General features: G+C 68.0%; 24 protein-coding genes and 1 tRNA gene. 11 read left to right on the forward strand and 14 right to left on the reverse strand.

The window, feature by feature from the left end; genetic code table 11:
- The 4 genes from F3J10_RS11845 to F3J10_RS11860 all read left to right on the forward strand — a co-directional run.
- Window positions 1-395, forward strand: a 395-nt coding sequence (locus tag F3J10_RS11845; RefSeq protein ID WP_167242162.1) for a peptidoglycan DD-metalloendopeptidase family protein, incomplete at its 5' end; no start/stop codon positions are given.
- 354 nt (window positions 396-749) lie between these two features.
- Window positions 750-2,372, forward strand: coding sequence for an acyl-CoA synthetase (locus F3J10_RS11850; RefSeq protein ID WP_025102304.1), 1,623 nt, complete (start codon window positions 750-752; stop codon window positions 2,370-2,372).
- A gap of 181 nt (window positions 2,373-2,553) precedes the next feature.
- Entirely contained in the window at window positions 2,554-2,877 is a 324-nt protein-coding gene (locus tag F3J10_RS11855; protein WP_025102303.1) for a DUF2288 domain-containing protein, read from the forward strand.
- 8 nt (window positions 2,878-2,885) lie between these two features.
- The gene (locus tag F3J10_RS11860) at window positions 2,886-4,259 is read left to right on the forward strand and encodes an MATE family efflux transporter (RefSeq protein WP_167242163.1); all 1,374 of its coding nucleotides are present in this window, start codon (window positions 2,886-2,888) and stop codon (window positions 4,257-4,259) included.
- Window positions 4,260-4,331: 72 nt separating this feature from the next.
- Here F3J10_RS11860 and F3J10_RS11865 read toward each other — a convergent pair whose 3' ends face one another.
- Window positions 4,332-4,517 (reverse strand): hypothetical protein, encoded by a 186-nt coding sequence (locus tag F3J10_RS11865; RefSeq protein WP_036032011.1) that lies wholly within the window; start codon window positions 4,515-4,517, stop codon window positions 4,332-4,334.
- Between the two features lie 157 nt (window positions 4,518-4,674).
- Between F3J10_RS11865 and F3J10_RS11870 the strand changes: the two genes are divergently transcribed.
- Complete coding sequence (locus F3J10_RS11870; RefSeq protein WP_013697423.1) at window positions 4,675-4,845, forward strand: hypothetical protein; 171 nt, start codon at window positions 4,675-4,677, stop codon at window positions 4,843-4,845.
- Window positions 4,846-4,964: 119 nt separating this feature from the next.
- On the opposite strand, the gene F3J10_RS11875 is transcribed toward F3J10_RS11870, so the two are convergent.
- Together F3J10_RS11875 and sixA are read right to left on the reverse strand one after the other, a co-directional pair.
- Complete coding sequence (locus F3J10_RS11875; protein WP_025101580.1) at window positions 4,965-5,768, reverse strand: GNAT family N-acyltransferase; 804 nt, start codon at window positions 5,766-5,768, stop codon at window positions 4,965-4,967.
- A gap of 148 nt (window positions 5,769-5,916) precedes the next feature.
- Window positions 5,917-6,375, reverse strand: coding sequence for a phosphohistidine phosphatase SixA (gene sixA / locus F3J10_RS11880; RefSeq protein ID WP_124093971.1), 459 nt, complete (start codon window positions 6,373-6,375; stop codon window positions 5,917-5,919).
- Window positions 6,376-6,484: 109 nt separating this feature from the next.
- On the opposite strand from sixA, the gene F3J10_RS11885 reads away from it, so the two are divergent.
- Window positions 6,485-6,561 (forward strand) — tRNA-Pro (locus F3J10_RS11885).
- A gap of 168 nt (window positions 6,562-6,729) precedes the next feature.
- Here F3J10_RS11885 and F3J10_RS11890 read toward each other — a convergent pair.
- Together F3J10_RS11890 and F3J10_RS11895 are read right to left on the reverse strand one after the other, a co-directional pair.
- Window positions 6,730-7,101: a DUF1493 family protein gene (locus tag F3J10_RS11890; RefSeq protein ID WP_036032016.1), complete on the reverse strand. Its 372-nt coding sequence runs from the start codon at window positions 7,099-7,101 to the stop codon at window positions 6,730-6,732.
- 1 nt (window position 7,102) lies between these two features.
- Complete coding sequence (locus tag F3J10_RS11895; protein WP_167242164.1) at window positions 7,103-7,534, reverse strand: STM2901 family protein; 432 nt, start codon at window positions 7,532-7,534, stop codon at window positions 7,103-7,105.
- Between the two features lie 567 nt (window positions 7,535-8,101).
- On the opposite strand from F3J10_RS11895, the gene F3J10_RS11900 reads away from it, so the two are divergent.
- Both F3J10_RS11900 and F3J10_RS11905 read left to right on the forward strand, forming a co-directional pair.
- The gene (locus tag F3J10_RS11900; protein ID WP_025101583.1) at window positions 8,102-10,264 is read left to right on the forward strand and encodes a TonB-dependent receptor; all 2,163 of its coding nucleotides are present in this window, start codon (window positions 8,102-8,104) and stop codon (window positions 10,262-10,264) included.
- Window positions 10,265-10,605: 341 nt separating this feature from the next.
- Window positions 10,606-12,414, forward strand: coding sequence for an ABC transporter transmembrane domain-containing protein (locus F3J10_RS11905; protein ID WP_167242165.1), 1,809 nt, complete (start codon window positions 10,606-10,608; stop codon window positions 12,412-12,414).
- Window positions 12,415-12,441: 27 nt separating this feature from the next.
- On the opposite strand, the gene F3J10_RS11910 is transcribed toward F3J10_RS11905, so the two are convergent.
- The 5 genes from F3J10_RS11910 to F3J10_RS11930 all read right to left on the reverse strand — a co-directional run bounded on the left by F3J10_RS11910 (window position 12,442) and on the right by F3J10_RS11930 (window position 17,857).
- On the reverse strand, window positions 12,442-13,377 hold the full coding sequence (locus F3J10_RS11910) for an SMP-30/gluconolactonase/LRE family protein (RefSeq protein ID WP_167242166.1): 936 nt from the start codon (window positions 13,375-13,377) through the stop codon (window positions 12,442-12,444).
- A gap of 8 nt (window positions 13,378-13,385) precedes the next feature.
- Window positions 13,386-14,354, reverse strand: a complete 969-nt coding sequence (locus tag F3J10_RS11915; RefSeq protein ID WP_167242167.1) for an ABC transporter permease — start codon at window positions 14,352-14,354, stop codon at window positions 13,386-13,388.
- Window positions 14,351-15,283 (reverse strand): ABC transporter permease, encoded by a 933-nt coding sequence (locus tag F3J10_RS11920; protein WP_025101587.1) that lies wholly within the window; start codon window positions 15,281-15,283, stop codon window positions 14,351-14,353. The genes F3J10_RS11915 and F3J10_RS11920 overlap by 4 nt, the downstream gene beginning before the upstream one ends.
- Window positions 15,280-16,755 carry a sugar ABC transporter ATP-binding protein gene (locus F3J10_RS11925; RefSeq protein WP_167242168.1) on the reverse strand — a complete coding sequence of 492 codons (1,476 nt, stop codon included), beginning with the start codon at window positions 16,753-16,755 and terminating at the stop codon, window positions 15,280-15,282. The genes F3J10_RS11920 and F3J10_RS11925 overlap by 4 nt, the downstream gene beginning before the upstream one ends.
- Before the next feature lie 67 nt (window positions 16,756-16,822).
- The gene (locus F3J10_RS11930) at window positions 16,823-17,857 is read right to left on the reverse strand and encodes an ABC transporter substrate-binding protein (protein WP_345791202.1); all 1,035 of its coding nucleotides are present in this window, start codon (window positions 17,855-17,857) and stop codon (window positions 16,823-16,825) included.
- Between the two features lie 485 nt (window positions 17,858-18,342).
- Between F3J10_RS11930 and F3J10_RS11935 the strand changes: the two genes are divergently transcribed.
- Window positions 18,343-19,602: a divalent metal cation transporter gene (locus tag F3J10_RS11935; protein WP_167242169.1), complete on the forward strand. Its 1,260-nt coding sequence runs from the start codon at window positions 18,343-18,345 to the stop codon at window positions 19,600-19,602.
- 48 nt (window positions 19,603-19,650) lie between these two features.
- On the opposite strand, the gene F3J10_RS11940 is transcribed toward F3J10_RS11935, so the two are convergent.
- A complete protein-coding gene (locus F3J10_RS11940; RefSeq protein ID WP_166911630.1) occupies window positions 19,651-20,583 on the reverse strand; it encodes a LysR family transcriptional regulator in 933 nt (310 codons plus the stop codon).
- 131 nt (window positions 20,584-20,714) lie between these two features.
- On the opposite strand from F3J10_RS11940, the gene F3J10_RS11945 reads away from it, so the two are divergent.
- Entirely contained in the window at window positions 20,715-20,990 is a 276-nt protein-coding gene (locus F3J10_RS11945) for a DUF2798 domain-containing protein (protein ID WP_166911632.1), read from the forward strand.
- A gap of 91 nt (window positions 20,991-21,081) precedes the next feature.
- Entirely contained in the window at window positions 21,082-21,894 is an 813-nt protein-coding gene (locus F3J10_RS11950; RefSeq protein WP_167242170.1) for a 2OG-Fe(II) oxygenase, read from the forward strand.
- An 84-nt stretch (window positions 21,895-21,978) separates the two neighbouring features.
- Here F3J10_RS11950 and mmsB read toward each other — a convergent pair whose 3' ends face one another.
- The 3 genes from mmsB to F3J10_RS11965 form a co-directional block, all read right to left on the reverse strand.
- Window positions 21,979-22,869 (reverse strand): 3-hydroxyisobutyrate dehydrogenase, encoded by an 891-nt coding sequence (gene mmsB, locus F3J10_RS11955; RefSeq protein WP_167242171.1) that lies wholly within the window; start codon window positions 22,867-22,869, stop codon window positions 21,979-21,981.
- 23 nt (window positions 22,870-22,892) lie between these two features.
- The gene (locus F3J10_RS11960; RefSeq protein WP_166911636.1) at window positions 22,893-24,419 is read right to left on the reverse strand and encodes a CoA-acylating methylmalonate-semialdehyde dehydrogenase; all 1,527 of its coding nucleotides are present in this window, start codon (window positions 24,417-24,419) and stop codon (window positions 22,893-22,895) included.
- Window positions 24,420-24,502: 83 nt separating this feature from the next.
- Window positions 24,503-25,810, reverse strand: coding sequence for an MFS transporter (locus tag F3J10_RS11965; RefSeq protein WP_025099613.1), 1,308 nt, complete (start codon window positions 25,808-25,810; stop codon window positions 24,503-24,505).
- Window positions 25,811-25,921 lie beyond the last annotated feature (111 nt).

The following is a 25,921-nucleotide window of genomic DNA, read 5'->3' on the forward strand; positions in this document are numbered from 1 at the left end:
TGGCCAGCGCCGCGCCGCGCCCGAACGCCTCGATCTCGCTGATCTGGCCGGCGGCCGGCAACGTGGTCCGCTCGTTCGACGGCGGCAGCTCCAAGGGGATCGATATCGCGAATGCGGCCGGCACGCCGGTGGTGGCCGCGGCGGCCGGCACCGTGGTGTATGCCGGCAACGGGCTGCGCGGCTACGGCAACCTGCTGATCATCAAGCACGACGCGGACTTCCTGACCGCCTATGCCCACAATCGCACGTTGCTCGTGAAGGAAGGCCAGGCCGTCACGCAAGGCCAGAAGATCGCGGAAATGGGCGATACCGACAACGACCGCGTGGCGCTGCATTTCGAGCTGCGCTACGGCGGCCGCTCGATCGACCCGTCACGCTACCTGCCGGCGCGCTGAGGCGCGAATGCGGCCGACTCGCCGGCGCGTGCACGCGCGCCGGCCGCGACCCGAACGGCCGTAAGCGAAAAGAAGATTGCTCAGCGCTTGCGATAGCGGCCGCTGACGCGGCCGGACAGCGGATCGACGCGCGTCGCGAACAACACGACGGCGCCGATGCCCAGCAGGCTGAACCCCGTGGCAATCCAAAGCCAGACCATGTTTCACTTCAAATCGTTGAACTTGCGATAGTACGCGCGATTCGGCGCGGCCGCCGCGCAACCCATGATCGCGGCCCCGACTATCGCGTAGGCCCATGACGATACGGTGTAATCTCGTCGGAAACCATCACGCGCGATGTCGCGAGGAGCGCCGATGCTGCCCGATGCCGACGATTACCCTGCCCTGCTCGAGCGCTTCGCCTGGCGCATTCCCGAGCGCTACAACATCGGCGTCGACGTCTGCGATCGCTGGGCCGACGGCAGCGGCCGCCTGGCGCTGATCGACGAACGCGAGGACGGCTCCGTCACGCACTATACGTTCGACGACTTGAAGGCGGCCTCCAATCGCCTCGCCAACAGCTTCGCGCGCGCCGGCATCGGGCGCGGCGAGCGGATCGGCATCTTCATCCCGCAAGGCCCGCAAACCGCCATCGCCCACCTGGCCGCCTACAAGGCCGGCGCGATCGCGGTGCCGCTGTTCGCGCTGTTCGGCGCCGACGCGCTCGAATTCCGCCTGGCCGACAGCGGTGCCAGCGCGCTGGTCACCGACCGCGCCGGCGCCGCCAAGATCGCGCCGCTGCGCGCGGCGCTGCCGGCGCTGCACACGGTCTACTGCATCGACAGCGGCAGCGACGACGCGCCCGAAGGCACGCTGCCCTTCGAGGCGGCGCTGGCCGCCGAATCCGAGCACTACACGCCGGTCGACACGCTCGCCGAGGACCCGGCCGTGATCATCTACACCTCGGGCACCACCGGCAAGCCGAAGGGCGCACTGCACGCGCAGCGCGTGCTGCTCGGCCACCTGCCCGGCGTGGAGATGTCGCAAAACGGCTTTCCACGCGGCGCGCGCGTGTTCTGGACGCCGGCCGACTGGGCCTGGATCGGCGGCCTGCTCGATGTGCTGCTGCCGGCCTGGCATCACGGCGTGACGGTGCTCGCGCGCCGCTTCGAGAAGTTCGACGGCGAGGCCGCCTTCGCGCTGATGGCGCGCCACGGCGTGACGCACGCCTTCCTGCCGCCGACCGCGCTGAAGCTGATGCGAAGCGCGCAGCGGCCACCGCAAGCGCAGGCGCTGCGGCTCGTCTCGGTCGCCAGCGGCGGCGAGTCGCTCGGCGCCGGCCTGCTCGACTGGGGCCGCGAGGTGTTCGGCGTGACCATCAACGAGTTCTACGGCCAGACCGAGTGCAACATGGTGCTGTCCTCGTGCAGCCGGCTGTTCGCGCCGCGCGCCGGCGCGATCGGCAAGGCCGCGCCGGGCCATCGCGTCGAGATCGTCGACGCGGCGGGGCAGCCGGTGCCGGCCGGCGTGGAAGGCAATATCGGCATCCGCGCGCCCGATCCGGTGATGTTCCTCGGCTACTGGCGCAACCCCGGCGCGACCCGCGACAAGTTCGCCGGCGACTACCTGCTCAGCGGCGACCGCGGCGTCGCCGACCCTGACGGCTTCATCCGCTTCGTCGGCCGCGACGACGACGTGATCACCAGCGCCGGCTACCGGATCGGTCCCGGGCCGATCGAGGACTGCCTGCTCAAGCATCCGGCGGTGCGCATGGCGGCCGTGGTCGGCGTGCCCGATGCGACGCGCACCGAGATCGTCAAGGCCTTCGTGGTGCTGCAGCCCGGCGCCGAGGCCGGCGCGGCGCTGGTCGGCGAATTGCAGCAGCATGTGCGCACCCGCCTGGCGGCCCATGAATACCCGCGCGCGATCGCCTTCGTCGACAGCCTGCCGATGACGGCGACCGGGAAAATCATCCGGCGCGCGCTGCGCGAGTCGTGAGCCGGACGGGCGAGACGGCGGATCGGCTAGAATCGCGGCTGATCCCGTGGCCCGCGATCCCCGCGATCCGGCACCGATGGCGTCCCGACGGCGGCGAAACGTTCCCAGGCTCCCGGGTTCGTATCTTCGAGCACCGCGAGGCGCGCCACCGCCACGGCCATTGCCCCCAGCCTCCATCACCATGAGTTCACCGAATCCTCCCGCGGCCGGCGCAGCGCCGAGCGCGCTCTATACCCAACTGCTCGGCGAGACCGCCAAGATCGACTGGTGCGACCTCGAGCGCTTCTTCGCGCAGGGCAAGCTGTTGTCGGTCGCGCGCGAGCTCGACCTGGTCAGCGTGGCCGAGGCGATCGCCGCCGACCAGGCCGAGCAGGTCGCGAGCTGGCTCGCCGCCGGCCACGTCGCGCGCATGCCGAGCGAGACCGCCCAGGACTACGCGAGCCGCAATCCCGAGCTGTGGGCGGTGGTGGTATCGCCCTGGGTCTGCGTGCAGGAACGCGCCTGAGCCGCGCGATGCCCGCCTCCCCGCCTTCCCCCTCGCACGCCGCTGCCACGCACGCCGGCGCCGCGCCTGAGCGGCCGCCGATCAGCCATCGCGGCGTGCTCGGCCTGGCGGTGCCGATCGTGCTCGCCAACCTGACCCAGCCGATCCTCGGCGCGGTCGACACGGCCGTGGCCGGCCATCTCGACGGCCCGCAGGTGCTGGGCGGCGTCGCGCTGGGCAGCGTGTTCTTCGGCTTCGTCTACTGGGGTTTCGGCTTCCTGAGGATGGGCACCACCGGGCTGGTGGCGCAGGCCTTCGGCGCGGGCGACCTGGCCGGCGTGCGGCTCAACCTGCTGCGCGCGCTGGCGCTCGCGGCCGCGCTCGGCCTGGCCGTGCTCGCGCTGCAGGGGCCGCTGAGCTCGATCGGGCTCGGCCTGCTGGGCGGCAGCGAAGCGGTCCGGGCCAATGCGCAGGCCTATGTGGCGGCACGCATCTGGGCCGCGCCGTTCGCGCTCGCCAACTACGCGATCCTCGGCTACCTGCTCGGCCTGCAGCGCGTGCGGCTGGGCCTGCTGTTGCAGGCCCTCATCAACCTGGTGAACATCGCCGCGGTGCTGCTCTATGTCTATCGACTCGACGGCGGTGTCGCCGGGATCGGCGCGGCCACCGCCACCGCCGACCTGGCCGGCTTCGTGTTCGGCGCCGCGCTGCTGGCCTGGCGCCGCACGCGCGGGCTGGGGCTGCCCAGCCGCGCCGAATTCTTCGAGCGCACGGCCCTGAAGCGGCTGGTGGCGCTCAACCGCGATATCTTCGTGCGCACGCTGTGCCTGCTGTCGGCCTTCGGCTGGTTTGCCCATCTCGGCGCGCGGCTGGGCGACGCGACGCTGGCCGCGAACGCGCTGCTGCTCAATTTCCAGACCTTCATGGCCTATGCGCTGGACGGCTTCGCGCACGCGGCCGAGGCGCTGGTGGGCGCGGCGGCCGGCGCGCGCGATCGCGCCGGCTTCCGGGCCGCGGTGCGCGTGACGCTGCAATGGGCGATCGGCTGCGCGCTGGCCTTCTCGCTGGCCTATGCGCTGGGCGGCGGCTGGATCGTCGCGCAACTGACCGACCAGCCGGCCGTGCGCGAGATCGCCGGCCACTTCCTGCCCTGGGCGGCCGTGATGCCGCTGATCTCGGTGTGGGGCTTCCTGCTGGACGGCGTGTTCATCGGCGCCACCGAAACGCGCACGCTGATGGTGGCGATGGCGATCTCGTTCGCGGTGTTCGTCGCCGCCACCTTCGCGCTGGCCGGCCCGCTCGGCAACCACGGCCTGTGGCTGGCGCTGTCGATCTTCATGATCGCGCGCGGCGTGACGCTTTCGCTGCGGATGCCGGCGCTGGCGCGTCGTATCGGCGGCTAGACGCGCCAGCGCCGAAGCCTGGAGCTTCGACTCACCGGCCCGCGCATCGGCACTTCGGCCGGGTCGGCCGGCTTACTGCGATGCCGGCGCGGCCGGCGCTTCCAGCATCGAGGGCGGCGTCATGTCGGTCGGCACGCCGTGATAGTCGGCCGGATCCTGCGGCGGCGGCTTGTGATGATTCGCGCCGGAAGGATTGGGATCGCCCACGCAGCCGGCGAGCATCGCCGCGACCAGCGCGGCCAGAATGAAACGGGACATCCGTCACCTCGAAAAAGTCGGAACGGCACGATGCAGCCGCATCGCGCGATCGACGGAGTCTAGCGGAAAGCAGCGGCCGGCGTCGGACCCTGCCCGCCCGCGCCGGCGGATTGACTATCATGAAGACATGGCGCTGAGCATTTCCAGGAGGGCTGCCATGAACGTCGAATCGATCGCCGGCCTCGTCGGCCTGGGTATCGGCCTGATCATCCTGATCGGGCTGTCCATCTTCGAATCGCGCGAATACCGCCGCGAGCATCATGGCGAGGGCCGGATCCATCACTGGCTCGCCGCGCATCACCTGCTCGACTGGCGGCACCGCCACTGATCTAAATCGCGCCCGCCGCCCGGCAATCGGCGCACCACAAAAAACAACGGCACGACGATCGTCTCGTCGTGCCGTTGCTTGCGGCTTGCCGCCGCTCGCGCGGACCGGCTGGCGAACGCTCAGGCCAGGAAGTGGCGGGCGTAGCGCGCGTTGATGTCCGACAGGCGGAACAGCGTCAGGAAATCGGCGCAGTTGAAGTCGGGATCCCAGGCCGGCGCGCCGCAGATCTTCGCGCCCAGGCGCAGATAACCCTTGATCAGCGGAGGCGGTGCGACCTTGGTGCCGGTCTGCAGCTCGTCCACCGGCAGCGGCGTGTGCGCAAAGGCGTGGTACTCGGGCGCCGTCAGCGAACCGCCGAGCGACTGGTAGAGGTTGGCCGCGTAGTGGCCGCCGTCGGCCATCGACACGCTCGCGCAGCCGAGCATGGTCTCGTAGCCGTTCTGCATCATGTAGGTGCCCAGGCCGCCCCAGAGCGCCATGATCACGGCGCCGCTGCGGTAGTCGCGATGCACGCAGGAGCGGCCCACCTCGACCATCTTCGAGCGCAGGTGCGCCAGGCGCGACAGGTCGAACTCACCTTCGGCGTAGAGGCGGCCGATGCGAGCGGCCTGGTGCGGCGGCAGCACGCGATAGGTGCCCACCACCTTCAGCGTGTCCAGGTCGCGCACCAGCAGGTGGTCGCAGTAGGCATCGAAGGGATCGACGTCGAGACCGGCCGGGCCGCTGACCGCGGCGCCCATCTCGTCGGCGAACACGCTGTAGCGCAGGCGCTGCGCCTCGCGCAGTTCGTCCTCGGTACGCGCCCAGGCGGCGCGCAGGCGGAATTCGGAGGTGACCGTTTCGGCCGCGCGCGGCAAACGGCGACGCGACTGGTCAAGCGGGAGCGAAGCAAATGGGAGCGTAGGCGTCGGCAGATCTCGCATCAGGCTTTCCTGGTCGTAAGGAATGGAACGACATGGTCGCCAATGTAGTAACCGGCCGTGACGCTTGCGTGGCGAATCGGTGTCAATTGGGTGACATGTCGTCCAAATGACTTTAGCAGAAAGTCGGAAGAAAGATACTTTGGCTCTCTCAGACCAGCTCGGGCGATAGTGCGGCACGCAGGCTGGCCTGTCCGCCGCCCTCGCGGGAACGACTCTGCAGCCAGATCAGGCCGCCCTTTTTCAGCGACCAGCTGTCGTCGCTGCCGGCCAGCAGGCGCGCGGCGACCGCGCCGAGCGTCGGCTGGTGGCCGACCACCACCACCGTGGGCGCGATGCCCTCGGGCCAGCCGGCGGCGGCCAGCACTTCGGCCACGCCGCCGCCCGGCGCCAGCTCGCGCACGGTGCGGTACTGGTCGGTCAGCGCCTCGACCGTCTGCACGGTGCGCACGGCCGGGCTGGCCAGGATCACCGCGCTGCTCTCGAGCCGCAGCTTGAGCCATTTCGCGACCGCCTGCGCATCGCGGCGCCCGCGCGCGGTGAGCTGGCGTGCCAGGTCGCTGGCGGCGTAGTCCTCGGCTTCGGCATGACGCCACAGAATCAGGTGCATCGCGATGCCTCCTTGCGGGGTTGCCAAAGGTCCATGCTAGCGCGGCTTCGATGACATCTGTACGAGGGATTGACCCGAGTGCGCCGATGATGCACAATCTCTGGCTCGTCGGAGCGTAGCGCAGCCTGGTAGCGCATCTGATTTGGGATCAGAGGGTCGTAGGTTCGAATCCTATCGCTCCGACCAAAGGAATCAAGGGGTTACATGCCACAAGCGTGTAACCCCTTTTTCTTTTCCGACTTCGTGTAGGCGCTGTGTAGGCATTTCCATTCAACTCAAATGCCACTCGCCACAACATCATCCCCTGTAGCGTCGCGCGCGATTTGGCACCGAGCCGACCGAGCGCTTCGCAGGCTATTTGGCCCGCCCGGCTGCCGCCTCAATCTCCTCCGTATCCCAATGACCCCGTCGCATCGCCTCGGCCAGCATTCCAAGCGTCAGTGGCATCCGCTCGGGGCCGCGCGCACGCTTTGAGAACAGCCCGACGAAGAATCCAGCGACATCAAGGCTCTCCGGCCCAAAATATCGGCTGTAGGGGAACTCCTTGACAGAGATATCAAACCGCTCCACCCACTTATCGATAAATTCGACAGCATCCAGGCCAGTCATGCGCAGGTCCGCGTCGAGCGTCGTTTCGGGCCGAAGCGTCAGCTTCCCGCCTAAAAGCGGTCGCCCCAGCTCCTCGCGGGCGAAGTCTTCGAGTTGCTGCCAGTTGGGATCCACCATGTCAAAGCACCCGATCTTCCGGTTTCACAATGTGGTTATCGGTGGATACGGAACGCTCCATGATCAAAAAGACGTCCCGAGCCAATAGGACAGTCCCGACGACCGGTACCGCTCGGCCGACGAATGCGCCGGCACTCCTCGTCATTGCAATGCGGACTCCAAGGGCTCCGCCCTTCGTCAACGTTGGCAAACGCCGCGCGAGCCGTAATGGGAGCAGTTTCCGCGCAGCGAGGGATGCGACTGACGTTCCTTCTACCGCGCCACCGACTTTCCCCGAGACGGGGACGTCGTTCTGGCCGAGCAAGATGGCCGCAGCCGACGCGAGATCGTCCAGCCCGAGTTGTTTGCGGGTTTCGTTCAACGCGATCCAGACGAATACTTCCGGGGGTGAAAGATTCTGTCGATGGTCGTATGTGTATCGGTTTTCGCTCATTGACCTTCTCTGAAACAGCGGGACGTTGCTCTCTCAACGTGTGCCAAAACTCCCGCGAAGCCGATACTTTAACGCACCGCCCAGAACAAACCGCCGCTGCAACCCGCATCCCAATTCGTGATCTTCTGCAGTGGCCTATCCTTTGCCGGCACGCGCCCACAAAGCGAATCGGCGAAAGCCTGGTCCTCTATGTCGACGAACGTCACCTCGACGGGCTCGTCGCGCAGTACGGCCACAACGGCCTCACGCCGGCAAGATAGGCGACCGAGTACCGTCGCAGCATATCGGCGGTGACCTTGGCAGCAGACCCCAGCCGGCCGCTGCCACGCCCTCTCATCGATCCGGTTTCATCCGAATCAATATTCGCCTTTCAAAACAGATGCGGATCGACTTCCGACATCCATCAATTTGAAAGAAAGAATCTTTCCAAATCGCCGCTGAAGCCCGCCGTTCCAAGCGCGAATATTATGTTTTTCATCGCGAATTGATACGTTATATCATCTCGATCCCGAACATTAAGAACTCGCTGCCGGTGCGCGCCGTGCCGCACACCAGTGCCCGCCATCCATGACCACACCGACTCCGATCTCGCGTGCCGTGCTGCTCGCTTTCCTTGCATTCGCCTCTCTCGATGCCAACGCGCAGAGCCCGACCGGCACCGTCGACAATGGCACGCTCCCGGACGCGGCAAACACGGCGCCGGCCACCGAGCAGAAACTCTCCGTCGTCAACGTGACGGCGAAGCGGCTCGACGATGCACGCAATGGCCTGCTACCGGAAACCGGCAGCAGCGTCTACCGCATCACGAGCGAGGACATCGATGCGATGCCGCAAGGCGCGGACACCCCGCTCAACCGCGTGCTGTTGCAGGCGCCGGGGGTGGCCAACGATTCATACGGACAACTGCACGTTCGCGGCGATCACGCGGACCTGCAGTACCGTATCAATGGCATCCTGATCCCTGAACCGATCAGTGGCTTCGGCCAGGCGCTCGACACACGCATCATCGACCACGTGAACCTGCTGACGGGCGCCCTGCCGGCTGAATACGGCTACCGCACCGCCGGCATCGTCGACATCCATACGAAATCGGGCGACGAGCTCGGCAATGGCGGGTCGATCGACGTGTTCGGCGGAAGCCACCAAACGCTGAAGACCAGCGCCGACGTGTACGGCACGAAGGGCGCTCTGAGCTATTACTTCACGGGCTCGCTGGGCGTGAACAATCTCGGCATCGAATCGCCCACCTCGTCATCCAGCCCGCTTCACGACCACACGCGCCAGGGCGATGCGTTCGGGTACCTGTCCTACGTGCTCACCCCACAAACGCGTTTGAGCCTGATGTTCGGCACCACCTCGAATCAGTTCGAGATTCCGAACACGCCCGGACTGACGCCCAATTTCTCGCTGGCAGGCAACTCGGGCTTCAATTCGGCCAACCTGAATGAAACGCAGTCCGAACTGAACAACTTCGCCGTGGTCGCCCTGCAAGGCACCAACGGCGCGGCGCTCGACTACCAGGTCGCATTCTTCACGCGCTACACACGCACCCAGTTCAACCCCGACCCGATCGGCGACTTGCTCTACAACGGGGTGGCCTCCCAGGATTTTCACAGCGACGTGGCCAACGGCATTCAGGCCGACACCACCTACCGCCTGAGCGATCACCATACGCTGCGCGCGGGCCTGTTCCTGCAGCAGGAGCACGCGCAATTCCGCGACAATGTCTCGGTGTTCCCCGCCGACGACGACGGCAATCAAACCTCCGACGTACCCTTCTCCGTTGCCAACGCGAGCGGCAAGACCGGCTACCTGTATAGCGCGTACCTGCAGGACGAGTGGAAGATCAATTCGCGCCTGACGATCAACTACGGCGTGCGATACGACGGCATGGACCAGTACGTCACCGCCAACCAGTTGAGCCCGCGCATCGGCCTGGTGTTCAAGGTCGCCGATGGCACCACGCTGCACGCCGGGTATTCTCGCTACTTCACGCCCCCCTCGTTCGAACTCGTGTCGAGCTCGACGATCGGCAGCTACGCAGGCACCACCAATGCCAGCGCCGTCACACAAAACGACCCGGTGCAGCCGGAGCGCGACGATTATTTCGATCTTGGCGTGATCCAGCAGGTGGGTTCGGACCTCACGCTCGGTATCGACGGCTACTACAAGAAGGCCCATAACCTGCTGGACGAAGGACAGTTCGGCAGCGCGCTGATCTACACGCCGTTCAACTACGAGTACGGCCGCGTGTACGGACTCGAGCTCACGGCAAACTACAGGCATCGCAACCTGTCCGCCTATCTGAACGTGGCCTTGAGCCGCGCAATGGGCAAGAACGTCACGTCGGCGCAGTTCAATTTCGATCCCGACGAACTGGCTTACATCTCGAACCATTGGGTCAACCTCGATCACGACCAGCGTGTGACGATCTCGTTCGGCAGCGCCTATACATGGCACCAGACGACCTTTTCGTTCGACGGCATTGTCGGCAGCGGCCTGCGCGAGGGCTTCGCGAACACCGGCAAGCTGCCGTGGTACGAGCAAGTGGATCTGTCGGTGTTGCAGCGCATGAACCTGCCGTGGATCGGCAAGGTGGATGGACGTGTCGTGCTGGTCAATGCGTTCGGCGATTCGTATGCGTTGCGCGACGGGTCGGGCATCGGGGTCTTCGCGCCGCAGTACGGCCCGTACCGTGCCGTCTACGCAGGCTTCACCAAGTACTTCTGACGCGACAAGCCGGCCGTTTCGATGCGGCGGCATTCCTTGCGATTGTTCCGGGACGCAAGCTTCCCGGATCCGGTCCCATGCGAGCGGCGCTCGGCGTGATCGAGCGGGCTCGCTGACTCCAGCGCAGCCACCCGGCTGACCTGTCCTCAGGGCAGCGGTGCTGCTCCCGCCACGTCACGGGCCGTTGCGGCCCGCCTCCCCCCGCGGATCAGTTCGACCCTGTCGACGCTCGGCATGGCCAGGTCCGATTCGTTCGACCGACCGATTTAAGCGCTATGCTGTCACGCCGCCAGGAGCGCCGCCGCGCCCCGGCGCTTGATCCATGCCCCCCAGGACCTTCCATGCCGGACACCGCTCCCCGCGCCGCTCGCATCACCCCGCTGCTGGCCCTGCTCCCCTTCCTGCGCCCCTACGCGGGACGCTGGGCGCTGGCCTTCCTGGCCCTGGTGACCTCGGCCGGCGCGACGCTGGGGCTGCCGGTGGCGTTCCGCTACCTGATCGACCGCGGCTTCGCGAGCGGCGAGCGCGTGCATATCGACCGCTACTTCATCGCGCTGTTCGTGGTCTCGCTGATCCTCGCCGCCGCCACGGCTCTGCGCTTCTACTGGGTCTCCTGGCTCGGCGAGCGCGTCACGGCCGACCTGCGCCGCGCCGTGTACGACCACGTGATGCGCATGAGCCCGCAGTTCTTCGAGACCACCCAGACCGGCGAGGTGCTGTCGCGCCTCACCACAGACACCACCCTGATCCAGGCGGTCGTGGGCAGCAGCCTGTCGCTCGGCCTGCGCAACCTGCTGCTGGCGGTCGGCGGGGTGGCGATGCTGGTCACCACCAGCCCGGTGCTGTCGGCCTACATCATCGCCACCCTGGTCGTGGTGGTGGTGCCGATCATCACCTTCGGGAGGCGCGTGCGCAAGCTCTCGCGCGCCAGCCAGGACAAGGTGGCCAATGCCAGCGCGCTGGCCGGCGAGGTGCTCAACGCGATGCCTACGGTGCAGTCCTACACGCAGGAGATCCACGAGGCGCAGCGCTTCGGCGCGGCGGTGGAGAGCGCCTTCGATACCGCGCTCACGCGGATCCGGGCGCGCGCCTCGCTGACCGCCGTGGTGATCGTGTTCGTGTTCGCCGCCATCGTGTTCGTGCTGTGGCTCGGCGCGCAGGCGGTGCTGGCCGGGCGCATGACGGCCGGCCAGCTCTCGCAGTTCATCCTCTATGCCGTGTTCACGGCCGGCGCGGTGGGCGCCATCGCCGAGGTATGGGGCGACCTGCAGCGCGCCGCCGGCGCCACCGAGCGGCTGCTGCAGTTGCTGGCGGCGCGCTCGCCGGTCGAGCAGGCGGCCGAGACGACGGCGCTGCCCGCGCGCGGCGCCGGCATCCGCTTCGACGCGATCGGCTTCTCCTATCCCTCGCGCCCGGGCACCGCCACGCTGGCCGACTTCACGCTCGAGGTGCGCCCCGGCGAGCATGTCGCGCTGGTCGGGCCGTCGGGCGCCGGCAAGACCACCCTGTTCCAGTTGCTGCTGCGCTTCTACGATCCGCAGTCGGGCCGCATCCTGATCAACGGCGTGCCGACCAGCCAGGTGCCGCTGGTCGACTTGCGCCGGGCGATCGGCATCGTGCTGCAGGAATCGGTGATCTTCTCGGGCAGCGTGCTCGACAACATCCGCTACGGCCGGCCCGACGCGAGCCTGGCCGAGGTGCAACGCGCCGCCGGCATGGCTGCCGCCGCCGGCTTCATCGAGCAGTTGCCGGAAGGCTATGACACCTTCCTCGGCGAGCGCGGCGTGCGCCTGTCCGGCGGGCAGCGCCAGCGCATCGCGATCGCGCGCGCGATCCTCAAGGATCCGCCGATCCTGCTGCTGGACGAGGCCACCAGCGCGCTCGACGCGGCCAGCGAGCGCCTGGTCCAGACCGCGCTGGACAACGCCGCGCAGAATCGCACCACCCTGGTGATCGCGCATCGGCTCGCCACGGTCCAGCAGGCCGACCGGATCGTGGTGCTCGACCACGGCCGCATCGTCGCCCAGGGCCGGCATGCCCAGCTGCTCCAGCACTCGCCGCTCTACGCGCAACTGGCGGCGCTGCAGTTCGGCGCGACGCCGCTGGACGAGAACCGCGAGCCACCGCCGGCCGAAACGGCGCCCGCATGAATCCGCGGCGCCAACGCGCCCGGCGATTCAGGGCGTCTGGATCCCCCGCGCATTGACGCGGATCCGGTACAGCGAACTCGAGGCCGCGATGAACATCTCGTCGCGATTCACGCCGCCGAAGGTCAGGTTGGCGACCTTCTCCGGCACCGCGATCAAGGCCAGCTTCGTACCATCCGGATGAAACACCTGGATGCCGATCGCGCTGCTGGTGAACACCCAGCCCCGGCTGTCCAGGCGGAAGCCGTCGGCGAGCCCCTCGCCCTCGGCGATGGTGGCGAAGATGCGCGGCCTGACCAGCGAGCGCCCGTTCACCACCTCGAACACGCGGATGTTGTGGAAGCCCTTGTCCTCGTAGGGAACCATCGAGGTGTCCGATACGTAGAGCAGCGACTCGTCCGGCGAGAAGGCCAGCCCGTTCGGGCAGATCAGCAGGTCGGTCATCACGTCGAGGGTGCCGTCGCGCGGATCGAAGCGGAACACGTAGCGGCCCGGCAGCTCCTGCTCGGCCTGGTGGCCCTCGTAGTCGGACAGGATGCCGTAGGGCGGATCGCTGAACCAGATGGTGCCGTCGCGCTTGACCACCACGTCGTTGGGCGAATTGAGGCGGCGGCCGTGATAGTTGTCCACCACGATCTCGTCGTGCGTCTCGCTCAGGTCGCGCCCGAAGCGCGTGCGCACCAGCGCGCGCTGGCCATGCGAGCAATGCAGCAGGCTGCCGTCGGCCTCGCGGAAATGGCCGTTGGTGTATTCGACCTGGTCGCGCCACACGCTCGCGCCCGTCTCGGGATGCCAGCGCATCATGCGGTTGTTGGGGATGTCGCTCCACAGCACCGAGCCGTCCTCGTGCATCCAGACCGCGCCCTCGGACCAGATGCAGCCGCTGGCCAGTTGCTCCAGCTCGGCGCCCGGCGCGAGCAGGTCGCGCGCACGTTCGTCGTAGATCTCAATGACTTCCTGTTTCATCGGCTTTCCTAGAGAGATTTGCGTTTTTCGGTCAGGGCCACCACCGCCACGATGATGATGCCGGTCAGCACGGTGCGCAGCCCGGCGCTGGCGCCGGCCGAATTCAGCAGCGCGACCAGCAGGAACATGAACAGCGCCGCGCCCCACACGCCGCCCAGCGAAGCCCGGCCGCCCGACACCGAGGTGCCGCCGATCACCACCACCGCCACCGTCAGCAGCAGGTACTCGTTGCCCTGGTCCAGCGAATTGCCGCCCGAGAAGGTCGCGATCAGGCAGCCGGTCAGCCCGGCCAGCGCGCCGCAGATCACGTAGGTCAGCCAGACGTGGAAATCGGTCCTGACGCCGGCCAGCCGCGCGGCATTGGTGTTCTGGCCGAGCGCGGCGAGCGCGCGGCCGTACAGCGTGCGCGTGAGCAGCAGCCAGGCCAGCAGCGTGAGCGCGATCGCGAAGATCGAGAACAGCGGCAGCCAGCCGATGCGCACCACCATCATCTGCGCCAGCAGCGCGGGCGGCGGCGTGCGCACGCCGCGCCCGTAGGCGATCGCGCAGGACAGCACGATCAGCGCGCTCGACAGCGTGGCGATGATGGGCGGAATCCGCAGGAAGCGGATCAGCACGAAGTTGAAGCCGCCCACCACCGCCCCCGACAGCAGCGCCACCGCGATGCCCGGCACGATCATGCCGTTGGCGCCGTTCATCACGCTCATCGACAGCGCCCCCGACAGCGCGATCACCGAGGGAATCGACAGGTCGATGTTGCCGGGGCCGCTGGTGATCACCAGCATCTGCCCCAGCGAGACCAGCACGGTGAAGGTCGAGAAGCTCAGCGCGGTGCTCAGCAGCGGGCCCAGGCTCGGGCCGCCCTTGCCGGCGTTGAACAGGGCGGTGGCGACCAGCACCAGCGCGGTGGCGATCCAGGCGCTGAGCCAATGCCGGCCGCCCGGCGCGCGCGGCATCTTGCGTTGCACGGTATTCATGCCGGCCTCCCCGGGCGCGCGACCACGGTGCGCAGGCTCAGGGCGACGATCAGGATCACGCCCTGCATCGCCACCTGCCAGTCCGACGACACCTCGTAGAAGTTCAGGAACGAGGTGGCCAGGGTCATGCTGAGCGCGCCGAACACGCTGCCCAGCGCGAACACCTTGCCGCCGACGAATTCCCCGCCGCCCAGGATCACGCCGGCGATCGAGATCAGCGTGAAGCCGGAAGCCTGGTTGGCGTCCGCCGAGGTGGTCTGGCCCAGCATCAGCAGGCCGGCGACGATGCCGAACAGGCCCGCCAGCGCATACACGCCCATCCGGATCGCCAGCGCCGAATGACCGCTGCGCTGGATCACGCGCGGATTGCCGCCGAGGCCGCGCACGATGGTGCCGAACACGCTGACGTTGAAGATGAAATAAGCGATCAGCGCGCCGACGATGGCTACCAGCACCGGCAGCGGAATCAGCGGCGAATGCCAGGACAGCAGGTCGACCAGGGCCTGGGGCGCCTCGCCGCCGGGGCTGGGCACCAGCAGCAGCGCGCAGCCGAGCCAGACGAAGGACATGCCGAGCGTCACCACGATCGCCGACAGCCGGCGCAGCTCGATCAGCGCGCCGCACAGCGCGTAGGCGGCGATCGCCAGCAGGTAGAGCAGGATCGCGAGCCAGGGCGAGGACGGCAGCACGATCGCGCCGATCGCCGCGTTCATCGACACGAAGGGGCCGATCGACAGGTCCAGGTCGCCGATCGAGATGAACATCATCTGCGCGAGCGTGGCGAAGATCAGCGGGATCGCCGAGCCCAGCAGCAGGGTCAGCCCCATGTAGGACAGCGACATCGGCTGGTTCCTGACGATCAGCGCCAGCAGCACCACGAAGGTCAGGGCCGACAGCAGCCGCGACGCGGGAAAGTGAATGCGTTTCATGCGGCCGCCTTGAAGGAAAGACGCAGCACCTCGGCCTCGCTCAGCTCGTCGGCCGAGATCTCGCCGACGATTTCGCCCTCGTTCATCACGTAGATGCGGTCGCAGTGGTACAGCTCCTCGAACTCGGTGGTGTACCAGAGGAAGGTGCGCCCCTCGTCGGCCTGCGCGCGGACGATGCCGTAGACCTCGTGCTTGGTGCCGATGTCGACGCCGCGCATCGGGTCGTCCATCAGGATCACCGAGGCGTCGGTGCCGAGCGCGCGCGCGAACAGGATCTTCTGCTGGTTGCCGCCCGACAGCGAGTCGATCGGCAGGCTCGTGTCGGGCGTCTTCACCTTCAGCGTGTTCACCCATCGCGCCACGCGCCGCTCCTCCTCGCGAAACGAGATCAGGCCGCCGCGCACGCAGTCGCCGAGCCAGGACAGGCTCATGTTGCGCGCGATCGACCACAGCCCGAACACGCCGTCTCCCTGCCGGTCGCCGGCCACGAAGGCGGTGCGCGCCTGCCGCCGGTTGCCCTGCCGGTCGGCGCGGCCTTCGCGCAGCGCGTGGATCAGCTTGAGCAGGCGTGTCTGGCCGTGCCCGGCCAGGCCGGCGAGGCCCACCACCTCGCCCTCGAAGGCCTCCAGCGCGGCGCCGCGTTCGCCGAGCCGCGCCTTGATGCGCGGCACGCCCGAGGCGGCCGCCGCGCGGCTCGCGCGGGCGCCGCGCTCGACATGCCCGAGCTCGTGCCCCATCGCCGCGACCAGCCGCTCCACGCTGGTCTCGGCGGTCGCGCTCTCGTAGACGAGCCTGCCCTCGCGCATCACCACCACGCGATCGCTGCGCTCCATCACCTCGTGCATCTTGTGCGAGATCAGGATGCAGATGCCGCCGCCCTGCACGAAGCTGCGCAGGTAGTCGAGCAGTTGCGTGGCCGAGTATTCGTCGAGCGAGGAGGTCGGCTCGTCGAGGATCACCAGCCTGAGCGGGTAGTCGCCCGGCGTGAAGGCCATCGCGATCTCCACCATCTGGCGCTTGGTGATCGGCAGCGATTCGATCAACTGGCCGGGCGCGAGGCCATGGCGCGGGAAGATCCGGTCGAGCGTCTCGATCAACTGCCGGCCGGCGGCCACGCGCCAGCGCAGGCCCTTGCTGCGTGCCGCGCGCAGGCGCATGTTCTCGGCCAGGCTCAGGTTCGGGCACAGCGACAGCTCCTGGAACACGCAGCGGATGCCGTGCCGCATCGCCTCGTGGGTGTTCCATTGCGCTCCGATCTGCTGGCCGTCCACGTACAGCGTGCCCGCGTCGTTGCGGAACACGCCGGCCAGGATGTTCATCAGGGTCGACTTGCCGGCGCCGTTGTGCCCCATCACCCCGACGCACTCGCCGGGATGGAACGACAGCGTGGCGGCGTCGAGCGCGCGCACCACGCCGAAGGTCTTGCCCAATGCCTCGGTGCGGATGAATGCCGTTTGCGCAAGGGAAACCATGCGTTCTCCATTCGCTGGACCGGCGCCGCGCGCGGCGCGCGCAGGCCGATCCTCGGTCGCGGACCGATCAGTTGGCGGCGTGCTGCCTGACGTAGTCGAGCACTTCCTGGCGCGTGAAGGTCTGGTCGTAGACGCCGCCCTTGGGCGTGGCCGCCAGCGATTTCTCCAGGTCGCCCTGCGAGACCACCGCGATCGGCAGGCTCACCTCCTTGGGCAGCTTGTTGCCGGCCAGCAGTTGCTGCGCGTACCAGAACGCGAAGGTCGCCACGCCCGGCACGATCGAGGCCGACTGCGTCTCGTAGCCGTTCTTGTCGTGCTCGCTCTTCCAGAGCGCCAGCTCGTCGTAGCGATTGCCCATGTAGATCACCGGCAGCTTGCGCCCCGCGTCGAGGAAGGCGCGCGCGGTGCCGGCGCCGTCGCCGCCCTGGGTGGTGACGGCCACCACCTCGGGCAGGGTCGGCAGCAGCCCGGCCACCGCCTTCTGCGCGACGGTCTGCGTGTAGTCGCCGTTGACCGAGCCCACCACCTTGAATTCGGGGTATTGCTTGAGGCCGTCCGTAACGCCTTCGTGGATCTGGTTGTCCACCACGAAGCCGGCCAGCCCGCGCACCTCGAGCAGGTTGCCCTTGAGCTTGCGATTGTGGAAGTAGTCGAGCTCCATGCGGCCCATGCGCTTGAAGTCGATGCTGATGCGATAGGCGCAGGGCTCGGTGACGGTGCCGTCGAACGAGACCACCACGATGCCGGCGCTGCAGGCCTGGCGGACCGCGCCGTTGACGGCGCTCGGCGAGGCCGCGTCGATCACGATCGCCTGGTAGCCCTGGAGGATCAGGTTGCGGATCTGCTGGGATTGCTCGGTGGCCTGGTTCTGCACCGTGGTGAAGCTCGGCGCGGCCGCCACCAGTTTGTCGGCCACTGCCTGCTTGCTGACCTTGTCCCAATCCTGCAGCATCTGCTGGCGCCACGAATTGCTCGCGAACGAGTTCGAGAAGGCGATCTTCATGCTGCCGGTCGGCTTGCTCTGGGCCAGCGCCGCGCCACCGAACAGCATTGCGCCCGCGCCGAACAGGCAGGCGACCCATCGAGTCCTGTTGATTCCCATCGTCCGTCTCCGATATGTCGGGAAACGTGCGCGGGCCCGATTCGATGCCCGCTCGTTTCCGCTTTGCTTGCGTTTCAGAACATGTTCAGCATCGCTCGTCATCGCCGGCCGACGAAGTCGGGTCGACATGACGATCATGGACAGGAAGGTCGTTTGCCGCTGTCTCCACCATTTGCCCTTCCTGTCACGGCCATTCACCGTGGGGCATCGCATCCGGCAGGCTTGCAATCGAATCCGCCTTCACGCGGATTCGATTGGACATCAACCGAGAATTAATCGGTTACCGGTATCCGATTCGGGTGAGCCGAATGTAGCATGGGGTCAATGTGCGGACAAGACGGGATTTGCATGGCGCCTGGAGAATCTTTCCGAAAGGTCGAAAGCCGGTGGGCGCAAGCTTTCGGACTGCTATGGACAGCACGCGGGATGCGGCTGTTGTCCGAGCTTGCCCGCGTCGCGGCGCTTCGCTCGGGGAGCGCGTCGCGATGATCGCGGACGCCGATCGACGCGACGAGACGGAACGGTCCGGCCCGGTGTCAGGCGCGGGCGAAAGCGGCCGGCGATGGCGCGCGGCCACCGCCTGGGGCCCCGGCCTGCTGGCCGCGATCGCCGATACCGACGCGGGCAACATCGTCGTCGCCGCGCAATGCGGCATGCAATGGGGCTACCGGCTGCTGCCCGTGGTGCTGCTGTCGATCCCGGTGCTCCATGTCGTGCAGGAACTCGCGGCGCGGCTCGGCATCGCCACCGGCCATGGCCCTTGCGGGCTGATCGGCAAACACTTCGGGCGCGGCTGGGCGATCCTGGCAGCCGCCATGCTGGCGCTGGTCACCGCCGCCACGCTGATCACCGAGCTGACGGCCGTGGCCGGCATCGGCGAGATCCATGGCGTGGCGCGAGGGATCAGCGTGGCCATGGCCGCTGCCCTGATGACGCTGCTGGTGCTGTCGCGATCCTGGCGGCGCGTGGAGCGAATCGCCCTGGCGATCGGCTCGCTCGAGCTGGCGTTCTTCTACCTGGCCTGGCACAGCCATCCCGCGCTGGGCACGCTGGCCCGGCAGGCGATCGACTGGCATCCGGCCGGCCCCGGATTCGGCTGGGCGGCGGTGGCGCTGCTCGGCGCGATCTTCAGCCCGTCGATGCTCTTCTATCAACAATCGGCGATGAAGGGACGGTTCCGGCGCTGGGACGCCCTGCGCCAGCAGCGCCGGGAAACCCTCGTCGGCGCGGTGCTGACGCAATCGCTGACCGGCGCGGTGCTGGTGGCCAGCGCGGCCGTCGCGCAAGGCACGGGCGGCATTCGCCCGCTCGATTCGATCGCCGACATCAGCGCGATGCTGGCCTCGGCGCTGGGCCCGGTCGTCGGGCAGGCGGTGTTCGGCGCGGGCGTGCTGGCTGCCTCGATGGTGGCCGCGATCGTCGCCTCGCTGGCGATGCTGTCCGGTACCCGGGAATGTTTTGGACTCCACGGCAAACCGCGCAGCCCGGCGCCGGTCGCGCTGTACCTGGCCTGCCTCGCGGCCTGCGCCTGGTTCGTATGGCGTGCCCCCGATCTCGTCTCGCTGACGATGGACATCCAGGTCGCGACGGCCCTGACGCTGCCCCTGATCTTCGCCGTCCTCGCCCGGCTGGCGGTGACCGCCCTGCCGCCCGCGCTGCGCCTGTCGTGGCCGAGACGACTCGTGATCCTGACGATCCCCGCCCTGACCTGCCTGCTGGCCGTCATGGCCTGCCTGGCGCCCTGAGGCCGCGAATCGGCACGGCCCGCGTGCCGCGAACCCGATGCGGGTCGATCAGCGACGCCCCGGCGCGTGCTCCGCCAGCTCGGCCTCCACGAAATCGACGAAGGCCCGCACCTTGGCATTGAGCGCGGCGCGCTCGGCCACGCAGGCATAGATCTCCATCGGCTCGGATTCGGCCCAGGCGCGGCTGCGCGAGCGCGCCTCGAACAAGGGCAGCAGCTTGCCGGCGTCGATCAGCGGCTGCGCGACGAAGCTGGCGAGCCGCGCGATACCGCCGCCGCTGACGGCGATCTGCGCGAGCATGTCGATGTCGTCGCAGATGAAGGCCGGGTTCACGGTCGCCTCGAAACGCCGCCCGTCGCGCACGAAGCCCCATGGCAGGAAACGTCCGTCGGTCGGGTAGCGCAGCACCAGGCAGGCGTGTTCCTCGAGATCCTCGGGCGCGGCCGGCACGCCGGCGCGCGCCAGGTAGGCGGGCGAGGCGCAGAACACGAAGGGACGCGAGGCGATGCGCCGGGCCACCAGTCGCTCGTCGAGCTGCGCGGCGATCCGCAGGCTGAGATCGATGCCTTCGAGCCGGTGATCGATACGGCGGTCGGTGCTGATCAGCTCGACCGCGATGCGCGGATAGGCGGCCTGGAAGGCCGGCATCAGCGGCGCCAGCAGGTGGCGCCCGAAGGCGGCCGTGGTCGCCACGCAAAGCGGGCCGCGCGGCGCCAGCGCCTCGGTGGCCGCCGCCTGCGCCAGGTCGAGATCGCGCGGGATATGGCGGACCTTCTCGTAGTAGTGCGTGCCGCTTTCGGTCAGCGCCATGCTGCGCGTGGTGCGCGAGAGCAGGCGCACGCCGAGGTGGGCCTCGAGGCGCGCCAGGTTCTGGCTCACGGCCGCCGCGCTCATGCCGAGCGCGCGCGCCGCCGCCGCGATGCTGCCGTTCTCCACCACGCGGATGTAGCAATGGATCAGGCCGAGGAGATTGATCGCCATGCGCTTGTCGTCCCGGGAATCGATTCGTAATTTTCCCTTACGGATGAATCCGCTACAAGCCGGCTAGTGGCGCTGCCGCGCGCTTGCTACGCTGGCGCTTCCCTGAAACCCGACACGACGAGACCGCTTCGATGATTCCCGGCACGACTCCCGACATCGCACCCAAGACCTATCGTTTCCGCTTCCCCCGCCGTTCCACGCCCTACGTGTTCGCGCTCTACATGGCGACCATCATGGCCTTCCTGATGTGCCTGGTGATCACCTTCGCCGAATTCGGCCTGGACGCGCATTACATGGAAAACGTGAAGAATGCCTATCGGGTGGCGATGCCCTCGGCCTTCGTCTGCGTGCTGATCGTGAGGCCGCTGGTGGCGCGGCTGGTGGGCTGGACCGTGCATCCGCATTGAGGCGGTACCCCTCGCCCGATATCCCGTCCCATCAGCCGCTGCTGGCATAATTCGCCTGCAACCGCGCAATATCGATGGGACGTGACGAGACATGAACAGACAGGAAATGGGCGATCGAATCGCCGCTCGCCTCAGGCAGCATCTCGAGGCCTCGCGCCGGCAATGGCAGGCATCCACGCCGCTCAATCATTTCCACGTCGACGAGATACTGCCCGACGAAGTGGCAATGCGGATCCGCGAGGCGTTCCCGGCATCCTCGTCGATGATGCTGCGCAAGAGCCTGCGCGAGTTGAAATACGTCACGTCGCAGATGAACGAGCACGCCCCGTTGCTGGAGGAAATCACCTTCGCGTTCCAGCAGCCGGCGGTGGTCGAGGTGATCACCGAAATCACCGGCCTGCGCTCGCTGCAACCGGACGAGCATCTCTATGCCGGCGGCATCTCGATGATGGGGCACGGCCACTTCCTCAATCCGCACCTGGACAATTCGCACGACAAGGACCGGCAGCGCTACCGCGTGCTCAATCTGCTCTATTACGTTTCACCGGACTGGACCCTCGAGAAGGGCGGCAATCTCGAACTCTGGCCGAACGGCACCAAGGCCGAGCCGGTGACCGTGGTGAGTCGCTTCAACCGGCTGGCCGTGATGGTGACGAACCAGTATTCATGGCACTCGGTCTCGAAGAATCTCAGCGACGAGGCACGCTGCTGTGTCTCGAACTACTACTTCTCCGATCATCCGGTCGGCGACGACGACTACTTCCACCCGACCTCGTTCCGCGGCCGCCCCGACGAGCCGCTGCGCGACGTGGTGCTGCAAGCCGATGCGGCCCTGCGAGGAATGGTGCGCGCGGTGGTGCCCAAGGGCGTGGCCAGGACCAAGCACGTCTACAAGAAAGACTGACGCTCCCGGGCGATGGCCGCGATGGTTTTCATGCCATCGCGGCCCCCGCGAACGCGGCGCGCCGCAACGCCGCGATACCCGGGCTCAGGCCGCCTTGCCGCGATAGAGCCCGATGATCGAGGAGAAGTCCAGCCCACCCGAGCCCGCGGCGCTGTGCGCCTGGTACAACTGCTGCGCGAGCGAGCCGAGAAAGGCCGGCTGCCGTACCGACTTCGCGGCATCGGTGGCGAGCCCCAGGTCCTTCAGCATCAGGTCGGTGCCGAAACCGCCGGCATAAGCGCGCGAGGCCGGCGCCGTCTCCACCACGCCCGGGAACGGGTTGTAGGTGTCCGAGCTCCAGCAGCGCCCGGTCGAACGGTCGACGATGCCGGCCAGCACCTTCGGATCGATGCCGAGCGCCTCGCCCAGCGCCATCGCCTCCGAGACGCCCGCCATGCTGATGCCGAGGATCAGGTTGTTGCAGATCTTCGCCACCTGCCCCATCGACACGCCGCCGCAATCGATGATGTTGCGGCCCATCGCCGCCAGCAGCGGCTTCAAGGCCTCGAACTGCGCCCCTTGCGCGCCGACCATGAAGGTCAGCGTGCCGGCCGCCGCGCCGCCCGTGCCGCCCGATACCGGCGCGTCGACGAAGCGGTTGCCGCGCGCCTCGGCCGCCTGCGCCATGGCCTTGACGGTGGCCGGGTCGATCGTGCTGCAGTCGACGATCGTCACGCCCGGCGCGATGCCGGCCAGCACCCCGTCCTCGGCGCCGATCACGTGCCGCACGTGGGCCGCCGCCGGCAGCATGGTGATCACGCATTCGACGTCGCCGGCCGCTTCGCGGGGCGAGCCCGCGGCGCGCGCGCCGGCATCGACCAGCGCCTGGACCGCCGCCGCGTCGAGGTCGAACACGCGCAGCGCGTGCCCGGCCTTCAGCAGGTTGCGCGCCATCGGCGCGCCCATGTTGCCGAGCCCGATGAATCCGATCTTCATGATGTGCCTTCCTCGTGCCGGGCTCAGCGCAGGCTGATGGTGGTGTTGACGCCGTCGTTGACGGTGGCGTCGTCGAACCAGCGCGCGGTGACGGTCTTGGTCTGCGTGTAGAACTGCACCACCTGCTTGCCGTAGGGGCCGAGGTCGCCGAGCTTGGAGCCGCGCGAGCCGGTGAAGCTGAAGTACGGCACCGGCACCGGGATCGGGATGTTGATGCCGACCTGGCCGATGTCGATCTCGCTCTGGAACTTGCGCGCCGCCGCCCCGCTCTGCGTGAACAGGCCCACGCCGTTGCCGAACGGATTGGCGTTGACCAGGGCGATGGCCTCGTCGAGCGTGTCGACCGCGATCACCGCCAGCACCGGCCCGAAGATCTCCTCGGTATAGATGCGCATGTCGGTCTTCACGTCGGCGAACAGCGTCGGCCCGATGAAGTTGCCGGCCTCGTAGCCGGGCACCTTCACGTCGCGGCCGTCGAGCAGCAGGCTCGCGCCCTCGCTCAGGCCGGATTCGATCAGCTCCAGAATGCGCGCCTTGGCCGCCTTCGAGACCACCGGCCCGACATCGGTGCCGGCCTCGTGCCCGGCGTTCACCTTCAGCGTGCGCGCCTTGGCGGCCAGGTCGTGCACCCAGTCGCGCGCCGCGCCCACCAGCACCACCACCGAGGTGGCCATGCAGCGCTGGCCGGCCGCGCCGAAGCCGGCGCCCACCAGCGCGTTGAGGGTCTGCTCGCGATTCGCGTCGGGCAGCACCACCGCGTGGTTCTTGGCGCCCATCATCGACTGCGCGCGCTTGCCGTGCTCGCTGGCGAGCCGGTAGACGTGCGTGCCCACGCCGGTCGAGCCGACGAAGGACACCGCCTTCACGTGCCGGTGCGTGCAGAGCGCATCGACCGCCTGCTTGCCGCCGTGCACCACGTTGAGCACGCCCTTGGGCACGCCGGCCTCGATCGCCAGCCGGACCAGCTCCATGGTCGACAGCGGATCCTGCTCGGAGGGCTTCAGCACGAAGGTGTTGCCGCAGACGATCGCCATCGGGAACATCCACAGCGGGATCATGGCCGGGAAGTTGAACGGCGTGATGCCGGCGCATACGCCGATCGGCTGGCGCAGCGTGTAGGTGTCGACGCTGCCGGCCACGTTCTCGGCGAACTCGCCGAGTTGCAGCGTGCCGATCGAGCAGGCGTGCTCGACCACCTCGAGACCGCGGAAGATGTCGCCCTCGGCATCGGGCAGGGTCTTGCCCTGCTCGGCCGTCAGCACCTTCGCGATGCGCGGCATGTGCTCGCGCACCAGCGCCTGGAAGCGCAGCATCACGCGCACGCGGGCGCCCAGCGGCGTGTTCTTCCAGCTCGCGAAGGCCGCCTGCGCGGCCTCGATCGCCGCGTCGATCTCCTCGGCCGTGGCGAAGGGCACGCGCGCCAGCACCTGCTGCGTGGCCGGGTTGACGATATCGCGCCATTGCGTGCTGCGCGATTCGACGAACTCGCCGTCGATCAGCAGGGGCACGGTCTGCACGGCTGCTACGGGTTCCTGAATGACTGCGTTCATGCTCGACTCTCTCGGGTTGTCGGCGCGTCGGTTCGCGCCGGATGAGGGTTGTGCCGGGCCGGTATGCGCCGGCCGCGGCACGCTTATTCCTTGCCGTCGCGCAGGCAGGCGGCGCAGGCCAGCGCGATCACGCCCAACGCGATCATGTAGGCCACCACGTAGCGCGGGTCGCCCGCGCCCATCGCCAGCAGCGCGGTGGCGATCATCGGCGCGATGCCGCCGCCGAGCACGCCGGCGGCCTGCACGGACACCGAAATACCGCTGTAGCGCACCTGCGGCGGGAATTGCGCGGCGAAGAACTGCGATTCGGGCGCATAGAGGATCGGGAACACCACGCCGACGCCGAGCACCATCGCCCACCAGACCGTGACCGCGTGGCGCGTTTCCAGCATCAGGAAGAACGGCGCCGAGAACAGGCACATCAGCACCAGGCCGATCATGAACAGGCGCTTCTGCCCGACGAAATCGCTGACATAGCCGGCCAGCGGCATGGTGACGATCGACAGCGCCGCGCCGGCCGTGATCGCGTGCAGGATCTGCGGCTTGGGAATCGCCAGCTGGTTGGCGGCATAGGACAGCGCGAAGGCCACCACCAGGTAGAACCAGGTGTTCTCGGCGGTGCGCGCGCCGATGATCGCCAGCAGCGCGCGCGGATGGCGCGCGATCACCGTCACCACCGGCGACTTCACGCGCGCGTCGTCCTGCTTGAGCCGCTCGAAATCGGGCGACTCGGGCACCCGCGCGCGGATGTACCAGCCCACCACCAGCAGCACGAAGCTGGCCAGGAAGGGCACGCGCCAGCCCCAGGACAGCAGCGCCGGCTCGGGCAGGGTCGCGACCACCGCCATCGCGCTGGACGAGAGGATCAGGCCGAAGCCCACGCCGGTCTGCGGCAGGCTGCCGAACAGGCCCTTCTTGCCCGGCGGCGCGTGCTCGACCGCCATCAGCGCCGCCCCGCCCCACTCGCCGCCCACCGCCATGCCCTGGATGAAGCGCATCGCCACCAGCAGCCCCGCCGCCCAGTAGCCGATGCTCTGGAACGAGGGGATCAGGCCGATCGCCATGCTGGGGATGCCCATCATCAGCAGGGTGGCCATCAGCATCGACTTGCGGCCGATGCGGTCGCCGAAATGCCCGAACACGATGCCGCCCATCGGTCGGCCGATGAAGCCCACGCCGTAGGTGGCGAAGGCGGCCATGGTGCCGAGCAGCGGGTCCAGCGTCGGGAAGAAGATCTTGTTGAACACCAGCGCGGCGGCGGTGCCGTAGAGGAAGAAGTCGTACCACTCGATGGTGGTACCCGCCATGCTGGCCCAGCCAGCCACGACGTAGTCCTTCGCGGTCCGGCGCGTGGCCGGTGGCGCCGCGACGGCGCTCGAATGCAGGTCCATGGTGTCTCCGGTCTTTTGTCCAATCAGGGGAATCCCTATTGGGCGTCGCGCTTGGCGGCGACGTCCGGCCGAGTATAGTTCTTTGATTTTCCACACGAAATAACGCTAAAA

The sequence above is a fragment of the Burkholderia sp. Cy-637 genome, assembly GCF_011753175.1.
In the GTDB taxonomy this organism is placed as follows: Bacteria; Pseudomonadota; Gammaproteobacteria; order Burkholderiales; family Burkholderiaceae; genus Burkholderia; species Burkholderia gladioli.